The following is a 17,038-nucleotide window of genomic DNA, read 5'->3' as shown; positions in this document are numbered from 1 at the left end:
TGGGATAATTTTTCATAGCTTAAACTCGCTTTTTACATAGAAGTATATCAAAAATCATAGATCTTGGACAGCTTCTTAGGATAATTTGTCCAACCAGCGGCTTTGTCATATGAAAGGTCGTTGACATCAAACGTGACGATCCCAGCATCTGGAATATTAGCTGAGTACATCCGCACTGTCGTATCTGTCCGGGGTGCATAAACACCATATGTCCCGATTGTAATCGCACATGGGAAAACATGGCCCCCGTTATAATCAGTATGTTCACCGATCAAGTTGATTCAACCAGGTGAGAAAAAGACCCGTTCTGGCTTGGTATCAAAGGCTTTGGTAAACTCCTGTTTTAAGTCGCTAGTATTCATGAAAAATTCCTCCGTAAATAGTTTTACTAAAATTTTATCAGGTTTGACTATAATGCTTTTTTTGATTGTTGTCAACACCCCACAAGACCTTTAGAACAAGATTTGGTAACGCTTTACAAATTTATCACGTTATCGATTCAAATTCTTCTTATCGCCCGTTGTCGTTGTCAGTAGTCGTTGTCATTTAGTTAAAATTTAACTAAAATGACATATAAAAATTTAATATTTTGTTTTATGATAATTGTAAGCGTTTTTTATTTATGTAACTTTGAAAGGAGTTTCCTCATGCAAGCTAATCTTCAATGGTTAGATGACCCAGAAGTCTTCCGGGTCAACCAATTACCTGCACATAGTGATCACCATTATTATCACGACACAGCAGAATTCAAAACGGGTAGTCGCTTCATCAAGAGTCTCAATGGCGCTTGGCGTTTTAACTTCGCCAAGACACCGGCTGAACGCCCAGTTGATTTTTATCAACCCGATTTCGATGCAACTGACTTTGATACGATTCAAGTTCCCGGTCACATTGAACTAGCCGGCTATGGTCAAATTCAATACATTAACACGCTATACCCATGGGAAGGTAAAATTTACCGTCGCCCACCGTATACCCTCAATCAAGATCAATTAACACCAGGCCTATTCAGCGACGCTGCGGACAACACCGTCGGCTCGTACCTCAAAACCTTCGATCTCGACGACGCTTTTAAAGGGCAACGTATTATCATTCAGTTCCAAGGGGTAGAAGAAGCCCTGTACGTCTGGTTAAATGGCCATTTTATTGGCTACGCTGAAGATAGTTTCACCCCTTCAGAATTTGATTTGACGCCGTATATTCAGGACCAAGGTAACGTTTTAGCGGTTCGGGTCTACAAACGCAGTACTGCTGCCTTTATTGAAGACCAAGATATGTTCCGTTTCTCTGGTATTTTCCGTGACGTCAATATACTGGCGGAGCCTGCTAGCCATATTACTGATTTGGACATCCGACCAGTTCCAAATGCCAATCTCAAAAGTGGTGAGCTCAACATCACTACTAAAGTAACCGGCGAACCAGCCACTTTAGCGCTGACCGTTAAAGACCATGACGGGCGAGTACTGACGAGTCAAACGCAAACCGGTAGTGGCAGTGTAACCTTTGATACCATGTTATTCGACCAACTGCACTTGTGGTCACCACAAACGCCGTATCTCTATCAATTGACAATTGAAGTTTACGATGCTGATCACCAACTCTTGGAAGTCGTCCCATATCAGTTTGGGTTCCGGACGGTCGAGCTGCGCGATGACAAAGTCATTTACGTCAACAATAAACGGTTGGTGATCAACGGGGTTAACCGGCACGAATGGAACGCCCACACCGGTCGCGTTATCAGTATGGCTGATATGCGCGCTGATATCCAAACCATGTTAGCTAACAATATTAATGCCGATCGGACCTGCCATTATCCTGATCAATTACCTTGGTATCAATTATGTGACGAGGCCGGTATCTACCTAATGGCCGAAAACAACCTCGAATCGCACGGGTCATGGCAAAAGATGGGGGCTATCGAGCCTTCTTACAATGTTCCTGGCGATAATCCACACTGGTTAGCAGCGGTGATCGACCGGGCCCGTTCAAACTACGAATGGTTTAAAAACCACCCATCGATCATTTTTTGGTCACTTGGCAATGAATCGTATGCTGGCGAAGATATCGCGGCGATGCAGGCTTTTTATAAAGAACACGATGATTCACGACTCGTCCACTACGAAGGCGTTGTCTACACACCAGAATTAAAAGATCGCATTTCTGATGTTGAAAGTCGGATGTACGAAAAGCCCCAAAATATCGTAGCTTACTTGGAAGATAACCCAACCAAACCTTTCCTAGATTGTGAATATATGCATGACATGGGGAATTCTCTGGGCGGTATGCAATCATATAATGATTTGATCGACAAGTATCCAATGTATCAAGGTGGCTTTATTTGGGACTTTATTGATCAAGCACTCTTCGTTCATGACCCAATCACCGACCAAGACGTGCTCCGGTATGGCGGTGATTTCGACGACCGCCACTCCGATTATGAATTCTCCGGTGACGGCTTAATGTTTGCCGACCGGACACCAAAACCAGCAATGCAAGAGGTGAAATATTATTATGGCTTACACAAATAATCAACTACACGTTATTTACGGCGACGGGAGTTTAGGACTACAGGGGGCTAATTTCCACTACCTCTTTAGCTACGAACGTGGCGGACTTGAATCACTCGTCGTCAACGATAAAGAGTGGCTCTATCGTACACCCACGCCCATCTTTTGGCGGGCGACAACCGATAATGATCACGGTAGCGGCTTTTCAGTCAAATCCGCACAGTGGTACGCGGCCAATAAGTTCTCAACTTGTCAAGATATCGAATTGACGGTTGACGACCAACCAGTCACACCGTTACCAATCGCGCCACTCAATAACAAATACACGGATCACGAAATCGCCACGAAAGTCTCTCTGGCTTACCACTTCGTTACCACGACCGTTCCTAGTACCATCGTCACAGTGACTTATACGGTGATAGCAGACGGTCAGATCAATATCGCCACCCATTATAGCGGTCAGTCTGATTTGCCAGAGCTACCCGCATTTGGTCTGCGGTTTATCATGCCAACTACCGCGACCGGCTTCGACTATACCGGTTTGTCCGGTGAGACTTATCCTGACCGGCTGGCTGGCGCAACACACGGGCAATTCCACGTTGACAGTCTGCCAGTCACACCATACTTGGTCCCACAAGAATGCGGCATGCACATGCAAACTGAACAAGTGACAGTAACGCGATCAACAACACAAAATAACGCTGACCACGACAACACACCATTCAGTTTGACATTTAGCCAAGCCGATGCAACATTCGCCTTCAGCTGCCTTCCCTATACCGCTGCTGAACTAGAAAACGCAACACACATGGAAGAATTACCATTAGCACGGCGAACGGTCTTATCAATCTACGGTGCCGTTCGTGGGGTCGGTGGCATTGATAGTTGGGGAACGGACGTAGAAGCCCCATATCATATCCCCGCTGATCAAGACATTGACTTCAGCTTTAACATTCATTTCTAAAAATTAATTTGATTTCAAAAGAACGCTCCGACAGGTTATTTGCCAGAGCGTTCTTTTAGATTAACGATGATTAAGTTTTAATATGTTTAATGGCTGAGCTTAGTCCTTAGCCTTGAAGTAATGTACCTGCGCCGTAAAGTCACTAGTTTGAACGGGAGTCGTGTAGAGTCCTAGTTGCATCAATTCATCGCCATCGTACATTTTGTTTGTGTCGGTCTCAACGTAGGTCTGCTGAGGGTCTAATCCCGCTAACTTCGTAATATGCGGTTCTGGTTGAACTGCACCTAAAATAACGAAGGTGAACAGCAAAGCTTCTTTCTGATCCGGACTAACAAACATCCACGCGACCGTATTAGATTCAAACGGGCTCTCTAATCGATAAAAGGTCCCGTATTGAACTAACTCACGGTGCTGCTTATAGAAGGCAACCTGTCTTATAACGGCCTGCTTGTCCGCATCACTTAGTTGGGCCGCGTCCAGTTCATAGCCCAAGGTACCACTCATTGCCACAGCACCACGCATCTTCATCAACGTCGACCGTCCTAACAATTCATCCGGGCTCGTCCCAACATGGGCGGTAATTGCAGAAATTGGATAAACGAGTGAAGTCCCATATTGAATTTTGAGCCGTTCAATCGGGTCATTATTATCAGATGGCCAACTCTGTGACATATAATACATTAAACCAGCATCGAAGCGGCCACCACCGCCAGAGCAGCCTTCAAATAAAATCTGTGGATAGTGTTTCGTTAAACGCTCCATCAAGTCATATACATCTAAGATAAAGCGGTGGCTAGTCTCACCTTCATGAGCTGAATCGCTATGTGGCGAATAGACTTCCGTTAAATTGCGGTTCATATCCCACTTGATATAATCAATGGGCACCTTATCAAGAACTGCGGTCATTTGTTCAAAAATATTGTCGACAACATCCGGTTGGCTGAAATCAAGCACGTATTCGTTCCGCGATAACGTTCGGCCACGATCTGGTACGCCTAACACCCAGTCAGGATGTGCCCGATAAAGTTCGGAATCGGCTGAAATATTTTCTGGCTCGAACCAAAGTCCGAACCGCATCCCTTTATCATGGGTCCGTTTACTAATATCCGCTAAGCCCTCTGGTAACTTGTTCCGATTAACAAACCAGTCACCTAGCGAACTATTATCATCATTTCGATGACCGAACCAACCGTCATCCAGCACAAACATTTCGATACCCAATGGTGCTGCAGCATCCAAGATTGATTGAATCTTGTCCGCATCAAAGTCAAAGTAAGTAGCTTCCCAATTGTTGATCAAGATCGGCCGGAGATCGTGCTTGTAACGACTGCGCGCCACGCGATCACGCAATAAATCATGGTAGGTTTGCGACATACCATTAAGCCCCGTCGTCGAGTATACCATTGCAACCTCTGGCGTTTGGAAACTATCACCGGCCGCCAATCGCCAGTCGAAGTTATATTCATTGATTCCCATAGTCAAGCGTGTCTGACCAATTGGGTCCCGTTCTAAACTAACCTGGTGGTTACCTGAATAAATTAGCAATGCACCAAGGACATTGCCTTGAAATTCATTAGTATTCGGATCAGCTAGCGCCACAAAAGGATTCATATGATGAGAACTAGCACCCCGGCGACTTTCAAACTGAGTTACACCTCGATGGAGCCGTTCACGACTAAGCTGGCGCTAACGCGCATAGCTTCCAGGTAACGAAATGGCATCTAATGGTTGGGTTGGCAGGTCCATCTGCATCGAAGCCACTTTTTCTAAGTCGACAGCTTGCTCACTGTGATTAATCAACCGGGCGCTACGCGTGATAACTGGCCGATCCCGATAAATCGTGTAGGCTAATTCGAGTGTCACGACTAATGTGGCATCTCGCAACGTCACAATCAAAGTTTGGGCTTCATCCTCATCTTCGACATAAGTTTGTGGCAAGCTTCTTTTTAACATTAGCACCCGTCGATGGCACTAATCCTTGGCCCATCACCGGAAAATGTGCCGCACTGTTGATTTCGTTGAAGGTCATCCAGTACTTAACCTTTGAAGCATAACGCGTTAAGATGGTCCGCGCGAAAGTTTCGTAGAATTCAATCAAATACCGGTTCTTCCAGCCACTATACCGTTTGGCCAAGTTCAATGGCAATTCATAATGTGAGATTGTAATCACTGGTTCAATATTATTGGCCAAGCATTCGTCAATCACATCATCATAAAACCTTAATCCGGCTTCGTTAGGTTGCGTTTCATCACCATTTGGAAAAATTCGTGACCATGCAATTGAGAAACGGTAACACTTGAAACCCATTTCGGCAAACAGTGCAATATCTTCTTTGTAATGATGATAGAAATCAATACCTTCATGGTTTGGATAGGTGTACTTATCTGTATCGATCGTCCAGTCAAAATCTGATTGACTAACGATTTTAAATCGGTCTTTGCCACCTGGTAACGCATCCGCAATCGATAAGCCACGACCACCTTGCACTATCTATGGGTTGTTACGTGATAGTTACCAATTGAAAGAGGTCAGTGCACCTAAGGGATATCAATTAGCAGATACGGTAATCGTAACTTCTACAAATTTTGATTCAAAAGGGGCCGTTATTAAAATTATCGATAAGATTGAGAAAACCTCAGTTTCAGGGACGAAGACTTGGAGGGATAACAACAATCAAGATGGAATCCGTCCAAGTTCAATCACGGTAAACTTATTGGCCAATGGTCAACAAGTTGCAAGCAAGAAAGTTAGTGCCAGTGATAACTGGCAGTACAGTTTCGACAACTTAGCTGCTTATGCTAATGGTCAGAAGATTACCTACACAGTTACGGAAGATGCAGTTGCGGGGTACACCAGTACTGTTGATGGTTACAATATTACTAATACCCATAATCCGACAACGCCTAAGAAGCCCCAGGTTCCTAATAACCCGACAACGCCTAAGGAACCTCAAGTTTCTAATAATGGGAATAAGGTAACACCAAAGGATTTCACTCAAGGTAAAATGTACGATAAAACAAGTAGATTACCTCAAACAGGTGATGGATCATCAATGGGTATGATGTTAATTGGACTAGTGACGTTATTGCTAAGCTTAGGTTTAGTAGTTATAAGTAGATTTACTATTTGATCATGATTGAATGATCGTAAGCACTCCACAACGAACCGGGTTGAATCTTAACCATTGATGGTATCTCAGATCCCTGGGTTCAAACAAAAATAGCGGGCGACCAACGCAGTTTTCTGCGTTAGTCGCCCGCTTTGGTTTCTCTATTAAACACGACACGTGGCCTGAATTTCTGGAGCCCCCGGTAAATAAGCCTCAATATCTGGCGTGTTACGTTGCGTGTAAACCGTTAGTAATGGTTAAAAATACTTAAAGACGTCCAGTTTATTTAATTTTTCCATTTGTACAATACCAAACCAGATCGTATTAGCCTTTGCGCCTGCCGTTGGTTTTGTGAACAGACTTATTCTTTCGCACCAGCTTGGTAGAGTGGATCTGTTGCTCATCGTGGTTATTGTGTAAAGGTAGATCACAATGCTCAAAGATCTGGTAAACCCGGTCCTTTAGATTAAGGGCATTGTTAATCACATTGCGTAATAATTTTAACGGTGATTTCTTGATTGTTTCCTCGATTCACTAGTCGGCTTTGTGTTTCTAGGGCGTTGGCTTTTCACAACCGGGGTCTTAAAAAGATCATTCAAGGCTTCAGACATTGTTGGATGAGTATAGATCATGTCGCGTAATCTTTCGTAAGGTAATTTGGCCTTCATTGCCAATGCAATTAGATTGATGGTTTCATGAGCCTCAGCGGCATACAATGTTGCCCCTAAAATAAGGTGTGTTTTTTGATCAACGATTACCTTATAAAGCCCGCGTTGATCCTCCAAGACACGGGCCTTTGGAATCGCCTTGACTGATAGCTTGAAGGTTTGTAAATCATAACCTGCACTCTTAGCTTGACGTTCATTTAAGCCGACGTTAGCCAGTGGTGGATTTAGGAACGAAGCAGTCGGTATCACCATTCGATCGGCCGTTGAGCGATCCCCCTTATCAAACAATTGATCTACAATAATACGAAAATCATCCAATGAGACATAAGTGAACATAGGACCGCCATTAACGTCACCTAAAGCCCAAATGTTTTGTACTGTAGTTCTTAAATGATCATCGACCTGAATAGCACCGCGATTGGTTAAAGCAATATCAGTATTTTCTAGTCCTAAACTACTTATATTAGGCCGCCGACCGACTGCAACTAATACCGCATCAAATTCCGCAGTGTTACTTTGATCACCTTGTTGATAATATAATGTAACCTTCTCACCATTATCTTTTACTTGAGTTAGTTGAGTCTCCGGTTTAATCTCGATCCCTGCGTCAGTCAGATCTGCTACGACCTCGGTCGCAATATCAGGATCTTCGCGCTCTAACAATCTGGTATGTTGGTCGAAAATCGTTACATGCGTACCAAAGGAATTAAACATTCCAGCAAATTCAAGGCCAATATAACCGCCACCAATAATTGCTAGTCGTTTCGGTTGTTTCTCCAATTCCATAGCTTCTTTAGACGTAAAAATCCGCTGACCGAATTCTAACCCTGGGATTGATGGCCAATTTGGAACCGCTCCAGTATTAATGAAGATGCGTTCACCTCTCACCTTCTTAGTTGTTCCATCACTCATTACGACTGCCAAAACATAATTGTCGATAAAACGTGCTGACCCATCCCAAATTGTTGCTAGTGGCTCATCAGCCACCATGTGATAGTTTTTGTCTCGCAACTGTCTAGTCATCTCACCACGCTTATTAACTGCCGTAGTAAAGTCTAAGCCACGTTGACCATTTAAAATTAAATTTTTAGATGGTAGGCAGCCAACATTGATGCAAGTCCCTCCATACATTTGTTTTGACCGTTCGATCAGAAGCACGGTCTCATCATGCTGCGCCAAGTACTTAGCTAATGTCTTACCCGCCTTACCAAATCCAATAATAATATTTTTAAATTTATCCATTGTTTTACCCGCCTTTTACTAGTCATTTGTTATTGCACTTATTATAAGTAAGTAAAGCGTCAAAAGCAATTTATATGCTCATCTACCTATTTATCTGACTTGACTTTATAGTCATCATTTCACCATCTTATTTGTCTTTTACCACAGTTTTCCCTCTAGTAGCTGATTTTATGACCTTCTTTACTTTTATAATCGTACTGTCTGGTAGGGTTTGCGCCCGCTCTTGGACCGCCCTACTGGACGCTTGTTATTTCCCATTGCAGCAGTATTATTAGCCTTGCTTGCTGACCTTGCTAGTGTTGTAGCTTTCCTTTGCTGTCAAGAGCGGTTTTATTGCTCTTGGTTGATTTTTAATTTCCCTGTATAATGGATTGAGCAAGAAGTTTTAAGGGCGGTGGCTGTCTTTTCCCTTGTGAGGTGAGGCCCATGGGAACATGGAATAATCTTCAGGAAGGTTTCACAGTCAATGAGCGTCTTCCAGACACTCTCGTTGATGTTGCTGTTTGGCACGTTTTTAATCGCGCTACTCAGCTATATCGACAAAAGGAACAAATAAAAAAGCCGCCCTGCTCAACTTTGGTAGGTTGCAGGACGACAAAATTATCGTTTGAACAACTTGCCACCGCCTTTGAAGCGGCTTGCACGGGAAGTCCTGTTTTCGGCGGGACTTCCTTTTTCTGTTTATATTATAGCATGACCTTTAAAAACTGGCTAACGCTTTAAACTTTGATCAAATTCGGATTTGGGTTGTTTGATTGATGAATTTTCTTCAGTAAATGCTTGCAGCTGTTTTTGTGTTCGATTACTGATTTCATGGTGTATATCATTTAGTTTATTTTTTAGTTCTGATTTTTGTTGTGGGTTCCTTGCTTGCTGAACTTGTTGTTGCAAGCTTTGATATGACTGATTAAGCGCTCGGGCTGATAGCTTTTTTATTTTACATTTAAATTACAAGTGCATACCCCCATCTTCATGCCGATTACGGGTTTGGTGTTGCCGCTACTTTTTCGTCATTGCCCACTCGGTCTCTTTTAAGCCACGTAGTTGCTGCTTTCTTAGATAGTCTGTATTTTTCGCATATAAAATGGTCACTAAGGCTTCGTCCAAAATATTCATCAGGTAATTTTGGGGGCTAGTCGGGTGGTAATTAATGGCCTGATAGTCCTTAATTTGGTCTTGCTTATATTGATCAAACCGTGTTGTCTGTTGTTTCAAACGGGCTTGCACCATTTCAATTTGTTTGTGATCCAACTTAGGATCTTGGCCACATTCGCCGATAAACAGTTGCCGGGTGCCATCATGTTTTAAGACCCGTTGCAGTCGATGCTCCTGAATATCTTTTAATTCCATTTTACCTAACAGGTAATTTAAACCGGCTTGGTGTTGCTGACTAGTAAAGACTACCGGTGGCTGCTGTTGTAATTGACTAAGATCATCGGCGCTTAATGGCTTTAATTCTGGGTCATAGTAAACCACAGCGGTATAGATTTGCTCCTTATCAATCGTCTCTAGCTTATCCAGGTCACTGTCCGGAAAAGCAGTCGTTAGAATGCTGTTGTATTGAGTTTGCACTACGGCTTTAACTTCCCGCATGACCCGTAAATTTTTCACCGCTTTAGAAATGAATTCGAGTTCGTTAGGTTGATAAGCGGCTAGCATGCCCCGATCAGTATGCTTCAAATCGTCTAACTGGTGGCCATGTTTGGCTAGTACCGTGGTTAATTGCTTCTCAATTGTTTGGACCTGCTGATTAACTAACTGCCAGCTGGTATACGGCCGCTTGGTAAACGTCAATAATTGCTGGGTCAGTAAGTCGTTTCGAATATCCGCTAACCGTTCTGCTAATTCGCTACCTTTGAAAATTGTTTGTTCGCTATTAGTTTCTTTAATCAGTTCCTGTCGTTCAGCGGCGGTTGTCTGTTCAAAATCAAGTTCCGGATAAAGCTTTTTCGTTGCTCGTTCCACCACTTTATTTAGCAACTGGTTAGCTTGTGATAGTGATGTCGTTTGCTGGTCAATAGTCAGCAGTTGTTTAGTTACATCTTCACCAACCGCGTGTTTGATTAATAAGCTGTTCTTCCAATTAAATAGCATGCGCTGTTTATCGTCTAAATGTTCTAAATCGACATAGGTTTTCAATTGTTGACTTAGATGACTAATTGTGTGTTTTTCAGAGAAGGATAGCTCGTCAGTTAAAGCGTCAAAGTGTTCATGATTTCTAATCTTTTCGTCAAGATTATGATATTTAGCTTGGGCGCTTCTTTGTGCGCTAACTTGTTGATTAAATGCTTTTCGATTTTTTCTTTGGCTGTTAATGCCTTCGTGTTGGGTAGGTGTCTCTTGAATCCCTTGATCGACAAACGATTTTTCACTAATCCGATCCGGAATATTTTTTTGTGCTAAAGACTGATTAACACTTGTTGCCCAATTATGCCGCCACTCATTAATTTTTTCCTTTTTATCCCAATCAACCAACCAAATTTTTCTTTGTTTTGGAAACCCGCTTTTGGTTAAAAGTTGCTTGCCATTTTCATCTTTAATGTACTGCGTCTTTGCTTTTAATCCCCAACTACCATCGGGGTTAAATGGGCGATTGGTTAACATCACATGTGCATGCGGATTGTCTGGGTGATCGCGATGAATTGCTACGTCAGCTACCATACCTTGATCGACAAAATTTTCTTGCACATATTGTGTCAGTAATTCTTTCTGTTCGGATTCACTTAATTCTACCGGTAAAGCCACGTTAAATTCTTTCGCATACCGTGAGTTTGATTTACGATCGTTCTTTTCAACTTCATTCCATAATTTTTCTCGATCACTGGCCCATTCTGGTGCATTTTTAGGGGTTAAAATAAAGCTTTCTGGAATTACCGATCGGGCATAGAAATATCGGCGACCTTCTTTATCATCAAATAATTTTTCACCACTTCGATAAGCCGAACTGGCAATCGCACTTCGTCCTTTTCCAGCACTAATATTACTAAAACTCATATGAAAAATTGCCATGTTAGTCACCTCTTTGCTTTGATTCTATGGGTTTGACTTTGTTGTCGCCATCGGCGACTTCTAATACAGGATTTTGGGGTTAGTACAACATAGAATTCATTCTATGTGTAAGTGCGCATTTACCTCGTTTCACTCGGCCTGCTGATTCTCCTGAATTTACTTTTAGTGTATGACTTCCGCTTCGCTATTTCAACTTTTATCCTTTGACTTAACGTTCTCTGTATGATATAGTGTCGGTGATTATTTTTAAAACGATTGGAGGGATCGTTATGTCTCAAAGTAACTTAGAAAAACAAGAAGCTAAATTAAAACAGCTTAATCAAAAGATTAAAGCTGAAAAAAATAAGATTGAACAAAACCTCGGTAAGCAAATCATTAGATCAGCCAATTTGGATTATGGGACACTTACCACTCCGCAAATTAAAATGATTGCTAAAAAAGTTGCCGCCTTTTTAAATCAATCTCAAAATAACCAATAATAGTTAGGTGGTAATGACTATGCCTAATCAATATGAAAAATTAGTTGAGCAGCAAGCGCGTTTAAAACAAAAAATTGAGCGGAAAGATTTTAAATTACGGCAATCTAAATACTACGAAAATCGGCAAGCCCGCAAAGCCCGTTCTCGCCGACTAATTCAAAAAGGTGCTTTGCTCGAAAAATACTTTCAAGCTGATAATCTCTCGGTCGAACAAACCGAAGAACTTTTAAAAATATTTGCCAATTACGTTAATGCCCATAAACCGAATAAATTTAAAGACGATCAGCCTAATAACTAGGCCGATCGTTTTTATTTTCTGGATCATTTTTGGGCTTGATTTCTGGGTTCTGATCCGCAAAATCTTTTAACTGTTTTTGAATTCTTTTACTAGTTTTGTCTTTAACTGATTTAAGCGCTAAGTTTGCTCTAATTTGTAATCCTTGAATGCCATTATCATATGTCCACCGTTTAATTTTAGCCATGTCATTAGTTCGATAATAATTGGCAATTAGTTCGTTCCATTGATCCCACTTATCTAACGGCACATTGATTAAGCCTGCACCACCGTCAATCATAATTTTATTAGCACTTAAAGTCGCCGTCCTTTTGTTCCCGTCCCAAAAGATTTGTTGGCGCATATTATGATACATGACAGTCAATGATTTATCAGTAATCGTTGTTCGTGGATCAGCCAAGATTTTTTGTAAAAAGGATTGTTCTTGTTTTTCGTTAATTAAAGGTGGTTCAAAAAAGTCTTCACTACCTAAATCAACTCCTCCTTTCCCTTGCCATAATTCTCCCGGTACTAAGGCGTCTTCCGCTGCCACAATCTTGTTGATTTGTTTTTCCATGGTTAACGTTAAAGGGGAATTTTGAGCAGTGATATATTGCCACCCACGCTTTAAATTAACAATCGTCAAAACATCTTCAACAGGTACTCCTGCTACGCTCATACCGTCCATAATAGTTTTGTTTGTGGCAAAGTGGTATTAACGCCTTCAAAACGAGCATTAGTATGCACTAACTTGGTAAAGTTTGCTCGGGCAAACCGTTGGTTTTCTGCAGCTGTGAATTTATACTTGTCCATATATGTTCGAGTTTTAGCCATATTTTGTGCCTCCTTTCTATTTCAGTCACTGATTATTTGACCTGTCCATGTTAAATCACAAAATGCTTTTCGTTGATAATTTGCTCTTGGCGTTTATCTAAGAGGTAAGTGTGTAACGCGTCAAACAGCTTGCGTTTATCAGGATCTGGATTATATGCCGCTTGTTCCCAAATGTCTTGAATATTGACTGCCCAGGGGTCAGCCAACAATTGATCAATTGTTTCGATTTCTTTGCTGGGTTTGGTCATTTAAAAAGCTCCTATCCCGTTTTTCTAGCTCAGCTATTGTCAATTCGGCCACTTAAGGCGCCTATTTTTGCTTCTAAGCGATTTTAAAACAGTTTTAATATAATTATGCACTGCAACACTTAAAACGGCTTAAATGAGCTAATATGACGTTTAATTCCAAGAACGCTCATTGTCAGTGTTCTGTTCTTCGGGGTGTTTGGCCGCATATTCTCTAGCCGCTTGTTTATTCCACCAAATGCCAAACAGGTTCTGCATAGTACCGTATAAGTAGTTCTCCACGTTCTTGATATGGTTCTCGTTGCTTCTCAGGGCATTGAAGTAACGTCTTAACGTCTTGGTCATTAAGGGCTTTAGTTCGGGATCATCCAAAGCGATCCAGACCCCTAAGTCCCGGTGTTCTTTTTCGACGGCATATTTGGCATTCAGAATAATGCCGATAAAACGGTGCATTTGTTGCGGGGTGCGGCACCAAAAACTTAGTAGTTGAACAGCTTCGGGTTCTAAGAAGACTTCCAAGCCACTATCCGGATCAGTTAAAAAGTCGTTAGCATGCGAGACTAGATCGCGGTTTTGCTTGTTGATTTCTGCTGGTGAAAAGTTGGCTGTGGAAAAGTTTAACTTTTGAGTATCTATATTGTATCTATTAGTATCTAAACCTCTAGTATTGTTTAGATTGTGTTTCATTTTGAAACTTCCGCTTGTATCAAGGGATTTCGGCTCTTTTTGTCGGGGTTCCATTTTGAAACTTCCGCTTGTATCAAGGGATTTCGGCTCTTTTTGTCGGGGTTCCATTTTGAAACTTCCGCTTGTATCAAGGGATTTCGGCTCTTCATTAGTAATCTTTTTTTTGTAAATGTCTTTAGTTGTAACTTCGAGGTCAGCTAGATAAAGATGATTTGGTAGATTCTTCTTTTTCTTCGGATCAAATCCTAAGTTAACTTGATAGAGTAACTTTGCCCTTTCTAATTCTTTTTTTACTTTAACAATTTTCGCATTGCCCCAGCCAAATAAATTATGAAGCTCTTGATTTGTGAAAATGAAATAGACTCGATTCTTCTCATCAATCCAGTTGTTTCTTAATGAGTAATCTAGACGATCACGTAAAATCATATATCCTAACTTAGCACTATCACTTAGCTTTTTGTATTTTTCTCCGTATAGTAAAACTTGTGGGAATTGAAAAAAACGGGTTTCATAAGCTTTTTTTGATTCAATAAAATTAAAATTTGTTTGATCCATAATAAAACTCCCCTTCATTGACTTGTACATGCTGTCTTCAAAGAGAGTTGCTAAAACATCAGACTTGTTCTAAAATACAAATTTGATATGCTCTGACTGAATTATAAAGCATCATTGGCAGTGAGGACTTTGTAAATTCACCAGCATGTGTTTGTTTGTGAGTTGCAATTCGGCAACTTTTTTAATTTTTAAGAACTAAAAATGGACTAAGTAGTTATTAGAAGCTACTTAGTCCATTGGTCTTATCTTCGTTTTAATTATTTTACCTTTGCTTGCCCCTTAAGGTTTGCTTGCGGTATAATTAGCACGTAAACAAGATTACAATTTGTTCAAGCAATTTTAACTTGGCGGTGAAAATTGCTTGGACTAGGTAGCTGCAAGATAGCTACTTGTCAATACTGCAAGAATCCCAATCCCGAGTGGATTGGGATTCTTTGTTTATGAACAAAGCATATCATTCTGCAAAGGTTAAGTAAATAGTTTTATGGATATGATTTATGATTAATCATAAATCATATAAAATTTGTGATTAATCATAAATCATGGTAAAATCTTTATGTAAAGGTAGGTGCTACTATGAATGGGAAAACACTATTAAACTTCAACTTTAAAGGTGGCGTTGGTAAGACCACCTTGACTGTAATGGAAACCTATTTATTGGGTCAAGAGGGGAAAAAAGTACTACTGATAGATTTCGATCCCCAGGGAAATGCAACTGAAATTATGAAGGAGACTTATAAAGCCGATTTAAAGCCGGAACTTTCATTATATGAAGGCCTTCTTGGAGGAAATTTGTCTAAATCTATTGTGTCTGTTACAAACCAAATTGATATGATTCCTACAGATTGGACATTGTCTTTATGGATTGGTGCTGTAGAAAAAGTTAGTCGGGTTAAACGTAATATTCTATTACCACAAATGCTTTCAAAGTTAAAACAAAATTACGATTATATTTTTATTGACGTACCACCAACAATAAATGTCTTTACTAATAACGCAATCATGGCTTCAGATTTCATCTCAATTGTCTTACAAACTCAAAAGCAGTCATATACAAGTTCTTTAAAAACAGCTACGCATTTAGGTGAACTACGTGAACAATACAATGGAAGTTTTCAGTTAGTTGGTGTCATATTGTACTTAATGAAGCCACGTGCAAAAGTTGATACTGAAATTTCTGCACAAGCAAAAGACTTTTTTGGCGAAGGGGTCTTTTCAAACTCAATTAGAACTCAAGAACGGGTTAAAACGTTTGCTAATGAAGGAATACGGAATAAAGACCATTGGGATAAAAGAGCAATCCAAATGTACCAAATGGTTCTTAATGAACAACTACTTAGAATTCAACAGTTAGAGGAGTAATTTATCATGGCAGAAGATTTTTTAAACAAAGTTAGTAAAAAGGCATCTGAACAACTTAAAAATCTAAAAAGTCCATACCAATTCGAAACAGAAAGAACTAAAACCGTTCAACTTCGCATGAGCACATATAAAGAAGTTAAACGCATCGCTTTTGAGAATGACGAAAAAATTGTTGATGTCTTAGAAAAAATTATTCGTGAAGGCCTTGCCAAACGTAAATAAGATTGAGCTTAACTTAGGTATTACTGATTGTGTGATTTATGATAAAAGATTAATCTTTTATCATAAATCACACAATCAATAAACTTCACTGTACAAGGTATATTTAAAATAAATTTGATTTAAACATACGTGGTAGATCGCAAATTTATGGGTCTAGAATTTTTGGTGTTGGAAAGTATTTCCATTCCAAAAGTACTAGGCCCTTTTGGATAACAAAAAAAGGTATCTAAGCCTCCCTAGTGCTATGCTTTAAGCGACGAAACTCAAGATAAGCGGGGTAGGAATAGATGTCTCAACTAGATAATACACTTAAATTACTGGGAATTACAGACACAAATATTCAGGTGTTCGGTACTCGTGAGGAATTTCATGGTCGGGACTCGGGTCGCAAAAAGTATTTGGTCATCCAGGCAGAGCTTACCTACACACTCAGGCGCTGTCCCAGCTGTGGATACAATACGTTGCACCCTAACGGACACAAGCTCACTCATGTCCACATTGCAGGACCCATGGACCGGCCCGTAATTCTAGAGCTAAACAAGCAACGCTGGCGTTGTAGTAACTGCCATAGCACTTGTACGGCCACCACTCCAGTGGTATCAACCAACCACGCCATCGGTCACGGACTAGCGACTCATGTGCTGAAGCTAGCCAGTAAATCACTCCCGGCTAAGACTATCGCCAGTCTCACCGGTATTTCGACAAACTCAGTTCAGCGTATTTTGACGGCTAATATTCATCCACACGCGAGCCGCCGGTTACCGATTAATCTATGCTTTGATGAATTCCGTTCCACGCGCGGCTCCATGTCGTTTATTTGCATTGACGCCGACACTCACAAATCAGTTAAAGTACTTAGCGACCGCCTTAATAGAACCAT

At 41.0% G+C, this 17,038-nt stretch carries 12 protein-coding genes and 7 pseudogenes; 9 read left to right on the top strand and 10 right to left on the bottom strand.

What is annotated here, in order from left to right:
- Window positions 1-74: 74 nt before the first annotated feature.
- Window positions 75-362: pseudogene (locus KTE19_RS09945) on the bottom strand (galactokinase family protein); the annotation flags it as partial.
- A gap of 285 nt (window positions 363-647) precedes the next feature.
- On the opposite strand from KTE19_RS09945, the gene KTE19_RS09940 reads away from it, so the two are divergent.
- Window positions 648-2,528 (top strand): glycoside hydrolase family 2 TIM barrel-domain containing protein, encoded by a 1,881-nt coding sequence (locus KTE19_RS09940; protein ID WP_004559687.1) that lies wholly within the window; start codon window positions 648-650, stop codon window positions 2,526-2,528.
- Window positions 2,512-3,471 carry a beta-galactosidase small subunit gene (locus tag KTE19_RS09935; RefSeq protein ID WP_217342201.1) on the top strand — a complete coding sequence of 320 codons (960 nt, stop codon included), beginning with the start codon at window positions 2,512-2,514 and terminating at the stop codon, window positions 3,469-3,471. Before KTE19_RS09940 ends, KTE19_RS09935 begins: the two co-directional genes overlap by 17 nt.
- Window positions 3,472-3,570: 99 nt before the next feature.
- On the opposite strand, the pseudogene KTE19_RS09930 reads toward KTE19_RS09935, so the two are convergent.
- Together KTE19_RS09930 and KTE19_RS09925 are read right to left on the bottom strand one after the other, a co-directional pair.
- Window positions 3,571-5,415 (bottom strand): annotated as a pseudogene (locus KTE19_RS09930) (alpha-galactosidase); the annotation flags it as partial.
- Window positions 5,408-5,950, bottom strand: a pseudogene (locus tag KTE19_RS09925) (family 1 glycosylhydrolase); the annotation flags it as partial. The pseudogenes KTE19_RS09925 and KTE19_RS09930, both read right to left, overlap by 8 nt.
- Window positions 5,951-6,110: 160 nt before the next feature.
- Here KTE19_RS09925 and KTE19_RS09920 point away from each other — a divergent pair.
- Window positions 6,111-6,602: pseudogene (locus KTE19_RS09920) on the top strand (Cna B-type domain-containing protein); the annotation flags it as partial.
- 303 nt (window positions 6,603-6,905) lie between these two features.
- Here the strand turns inward: KTE19_RS09920 and KTE19_RS14355 are convergent.
- Together KTE19_RS14355 and KTE19_RS09910 are read right to left on the bottom strand one after the other, a co-directional pair.
- Entirely contained in the window at window positions 6,906-7,067 is a 162-nt protein-coding gene (locus KTE19_RS14355) for an IS66 family transposase (protein WP_217342199.1), read from the bottom strand.
- Between the two features lie 14 nt (window positions 7,068-7,081).
- Window positions 7,082-8,491 (bottom strand): FAD-dependent oxidoreductase, encoded by a 1,410-nt coding sequence (locus tag KTE19_RS09910; protein ID WP_084989322.1) that lies wholly within the window; start codon window positions 8,489-8,491, stop codon window positions 7,082-7,084.
- 466 nt (window positions 8,492-8,957) lie between these two features.
- Here KTE19_RS09910 and KTE19_RS14260 point away from each other — a divergent pair, with 466 nt between their 5' ends.
- On the top strand, window positions 8,958-9,047 hold the full coding sequence (locus KTE19_RS14260; protein WP_107504371.1) for a putative holin-like toxin: 90 nt from the start codon (window positions 8,958-8,960) through the stop codon (window positions 9,045-9,047).
- Between the two features lie 155 nt (window positions 9,048-9,202).
- Here the strand turns inward: KTE19_RS14260 and KTE19_RS14255 are convergent.
- Window positions 9,203-9,427: pseudogene (locus KTE19_RS14255) on the bottom strand (LtrC-like protein); the annotation flags it as partial.
- A gap of 63 nt (window positions 9,428-9,490) precedes the next feature.
- Entirely contained in the window at window positions 9,491-11,500 is a 2,010-nt protein-coding gene (mobQ, locus tag KTE19_RS09895) for a MobQ family relaxase (protein WP_217342198.1), read from the bottom strand.
- A gap of 269 nt (window positions 11,501-11,769) precedes the next feature.
- On the opposite strand from mobQ, the gene KTE19_RS09890 reads away from it, so the two are divergent.
- A complete protein-coding gene (locus tag KTE19_RS09890; protein WP_087511054.1) occupies window positions 11,770-11,979 on the top strand; it encodes a hypothetical protein in 210 nt (69 codons plus the stop codon).
- A gap of 19 nt (window positions 11,980-11,998) precedes the next feature.
- Window positions 11,999-12,277 (top strand): hypothetical protein, encoded by a 279-nt coding sequence (locus tag KTE19_RS09885; protein ID WP_217342197.1) that lies wholly within the window; start codon window positions 11,999-12,001, stop codon window positions 12,275-12,277.
- On the opposite strand, the pseudogene KTE19_RS09880 reads toward KTE19_RS09885, so the two are convergent.
- The 3 genes and pseudogenes from KTE19_RS09880 to KTE19_RS09870 all read right to left on the bottom strand — a co-directional run bounded on the left by KTE19_RS09880 (window position 12,267) and on the right by KTE19_RS09870 (window position 14,574).
- A pseudogene (locus tag KTE19_RS09880) lies at window positions 12,267-13,087 on the bottom strand (Fic family protein). The gene KTE19_RS09885 and the pseudogene KTE19_RS09880 overlap by 11 nt on opposite strands.
- 50 nt (window positions 13,088-13,137) lie before the next feature.
- A complete protein-coding gene (locus KTE19_RS09875; protein ID WP_054762704.1) occupies window positions 13,138-13,335 on the bottom strand; it encodes a hypothetical protein in 198 nt (65 codons plus the stop codon).
- 150 nt (window positions 13,336-13,485) lie between these two features.
- Complete coding sequence (locus KTE19_RS09870) at window positions 13,486-14,574, bottom strand: replication initiator protein A (protein ID WP_217342196.1); 1,089 nt, start codon at window positions 14,572-14,574, stop codon at window positions 13,486-13,488.
- 576 nt (window positions 14,575-15,150) lie between these two features.
- Here KTE19_RS09870 and KTE19_RS09865 point away from each other — a divergent pair.
- The 3 genes and pseudogenes from KTE19_RS09865 to KTE19_RS09855 form a co-directional block, all read left to right on the top strand.
- Window positions 15,151-15,936 carry a ParA family protein gene (locus tag KTE19_RS09865; protein ID WP_005728422.1) on the top strand — a complete coding sequence of 262 codons (786 nt, stop codon included), beginning with the start codon at window positions 15,151-15,153 and terminating at the stop codon, window positions 15,934-15,936.
- Window positions 15,937-15,942: 6 nt separating this feature from the next.
- A complete protein-coding gene (locus KTE19_RS09860; protein WP_003649837.1) occupies window positions 15,943-16,158 on the top strand; it encodes a hypothetical protein in 216 nt (71 codons plus the stop codon).
- 287 nt (window positions 16,159-16,445) lie between these two features.
- Window positions 16,446-17,038: pseudogene (locus KTE19_RS09855) on the top strand (ISL3-like element IS1165 family transposase); the annotation flags it as partial.

This window comes from Lentilactobacillus dabitei (assembly GCF_019061365.1).
In the GTDB taxonomy this organism is placed as follows: domain Bacteria; phylum Bacillota; class Bacilli; order Lactobacillales; family Lactobacillaceae; genus Lentilactobacillus; species Lentilactobacillus dabitei.
This window is presented reverse-complemented; position numbering and strand designations above follow the sequence as displayed.

Bases quoted from the DNA above. Each gene is read 5' to 3' on its own strand.
- KTE19_RS09940 (WP_004559687.1), top strand. From the start codon at position 648: ATGCAAGCTAATCTTCAATGGTTAGATGACCCAGAAGTCTTCCGGGTC.
- KTE19_RS09935 (WP_217342201.1), top strand. From the start codon at position 2,512: ATGGCTTACACAAATAATCAACTACACGTTATTTACGGCGACGGGAGT.
- KTE19_RS09910 (WP_084989322.1), bottom strand. From the start codon at position 8,491: ATGGATAAATTTAAAAATATTATTATTGGATTTGGTAAGGCGGGTAAG.
- KTE19_RS14260 (WP_107504371.1), top strand. From the start codon at position 8,958: ATGAGCGTCTTCCAGACACTCTCGTTGATGTTGCTGTTTGGCACGTTT.
- mobQ (WP_217342198.1), bottom strand. From the start codon at position 11,500: ATGGCAATTTTTCATATGAGTTTTAGTAATATTAGTGCTGGAAAAGGA.
- KTE19_RS09890 (WP_087511054.1), top strand. From the start codon at position 11,770: ATGTCTCAAAGTAACTTAGAAAAACAAGAAGCTAAATTAAAACAGCTT.
- KTE19_RS09885 (WP_217342197.1), top strand. From the start codon at position 11,999: ATGCCTAATCAATATGAAAAATTAGTTGAGCAGCAAGCGCGTTTAAAA.
- KTE19_RS09875 (WP_054762704.1), bottom strand. From the start codon at position 13,335: ATGACCAAACCCAGCAAAGAAATCGAAACAATTGATCAATTGTTGGCT.
- KTE19_RS09870 (WP_217342196.1), bottom strand. From the start codon at position 14,574: ATGGATCAAACAAATTTTAATTTTATTGAATCAAAAAAAGCTTATGAA.
- KTE19_RS09865 (WP_005728422.1), top strand. From the start codon at position 15,151: ATGAATGGGAAAACACTATTAAACTTCAACTTTAAAGGTGGCGTTGGT.
- KTE19_RS09860 (WP_003649837.1), top strand. From the start codon at position 15,943: ATGGCAGAAGATTTTTTAAACAAAGTTAGTAAAAAGGCATCTGAACAA.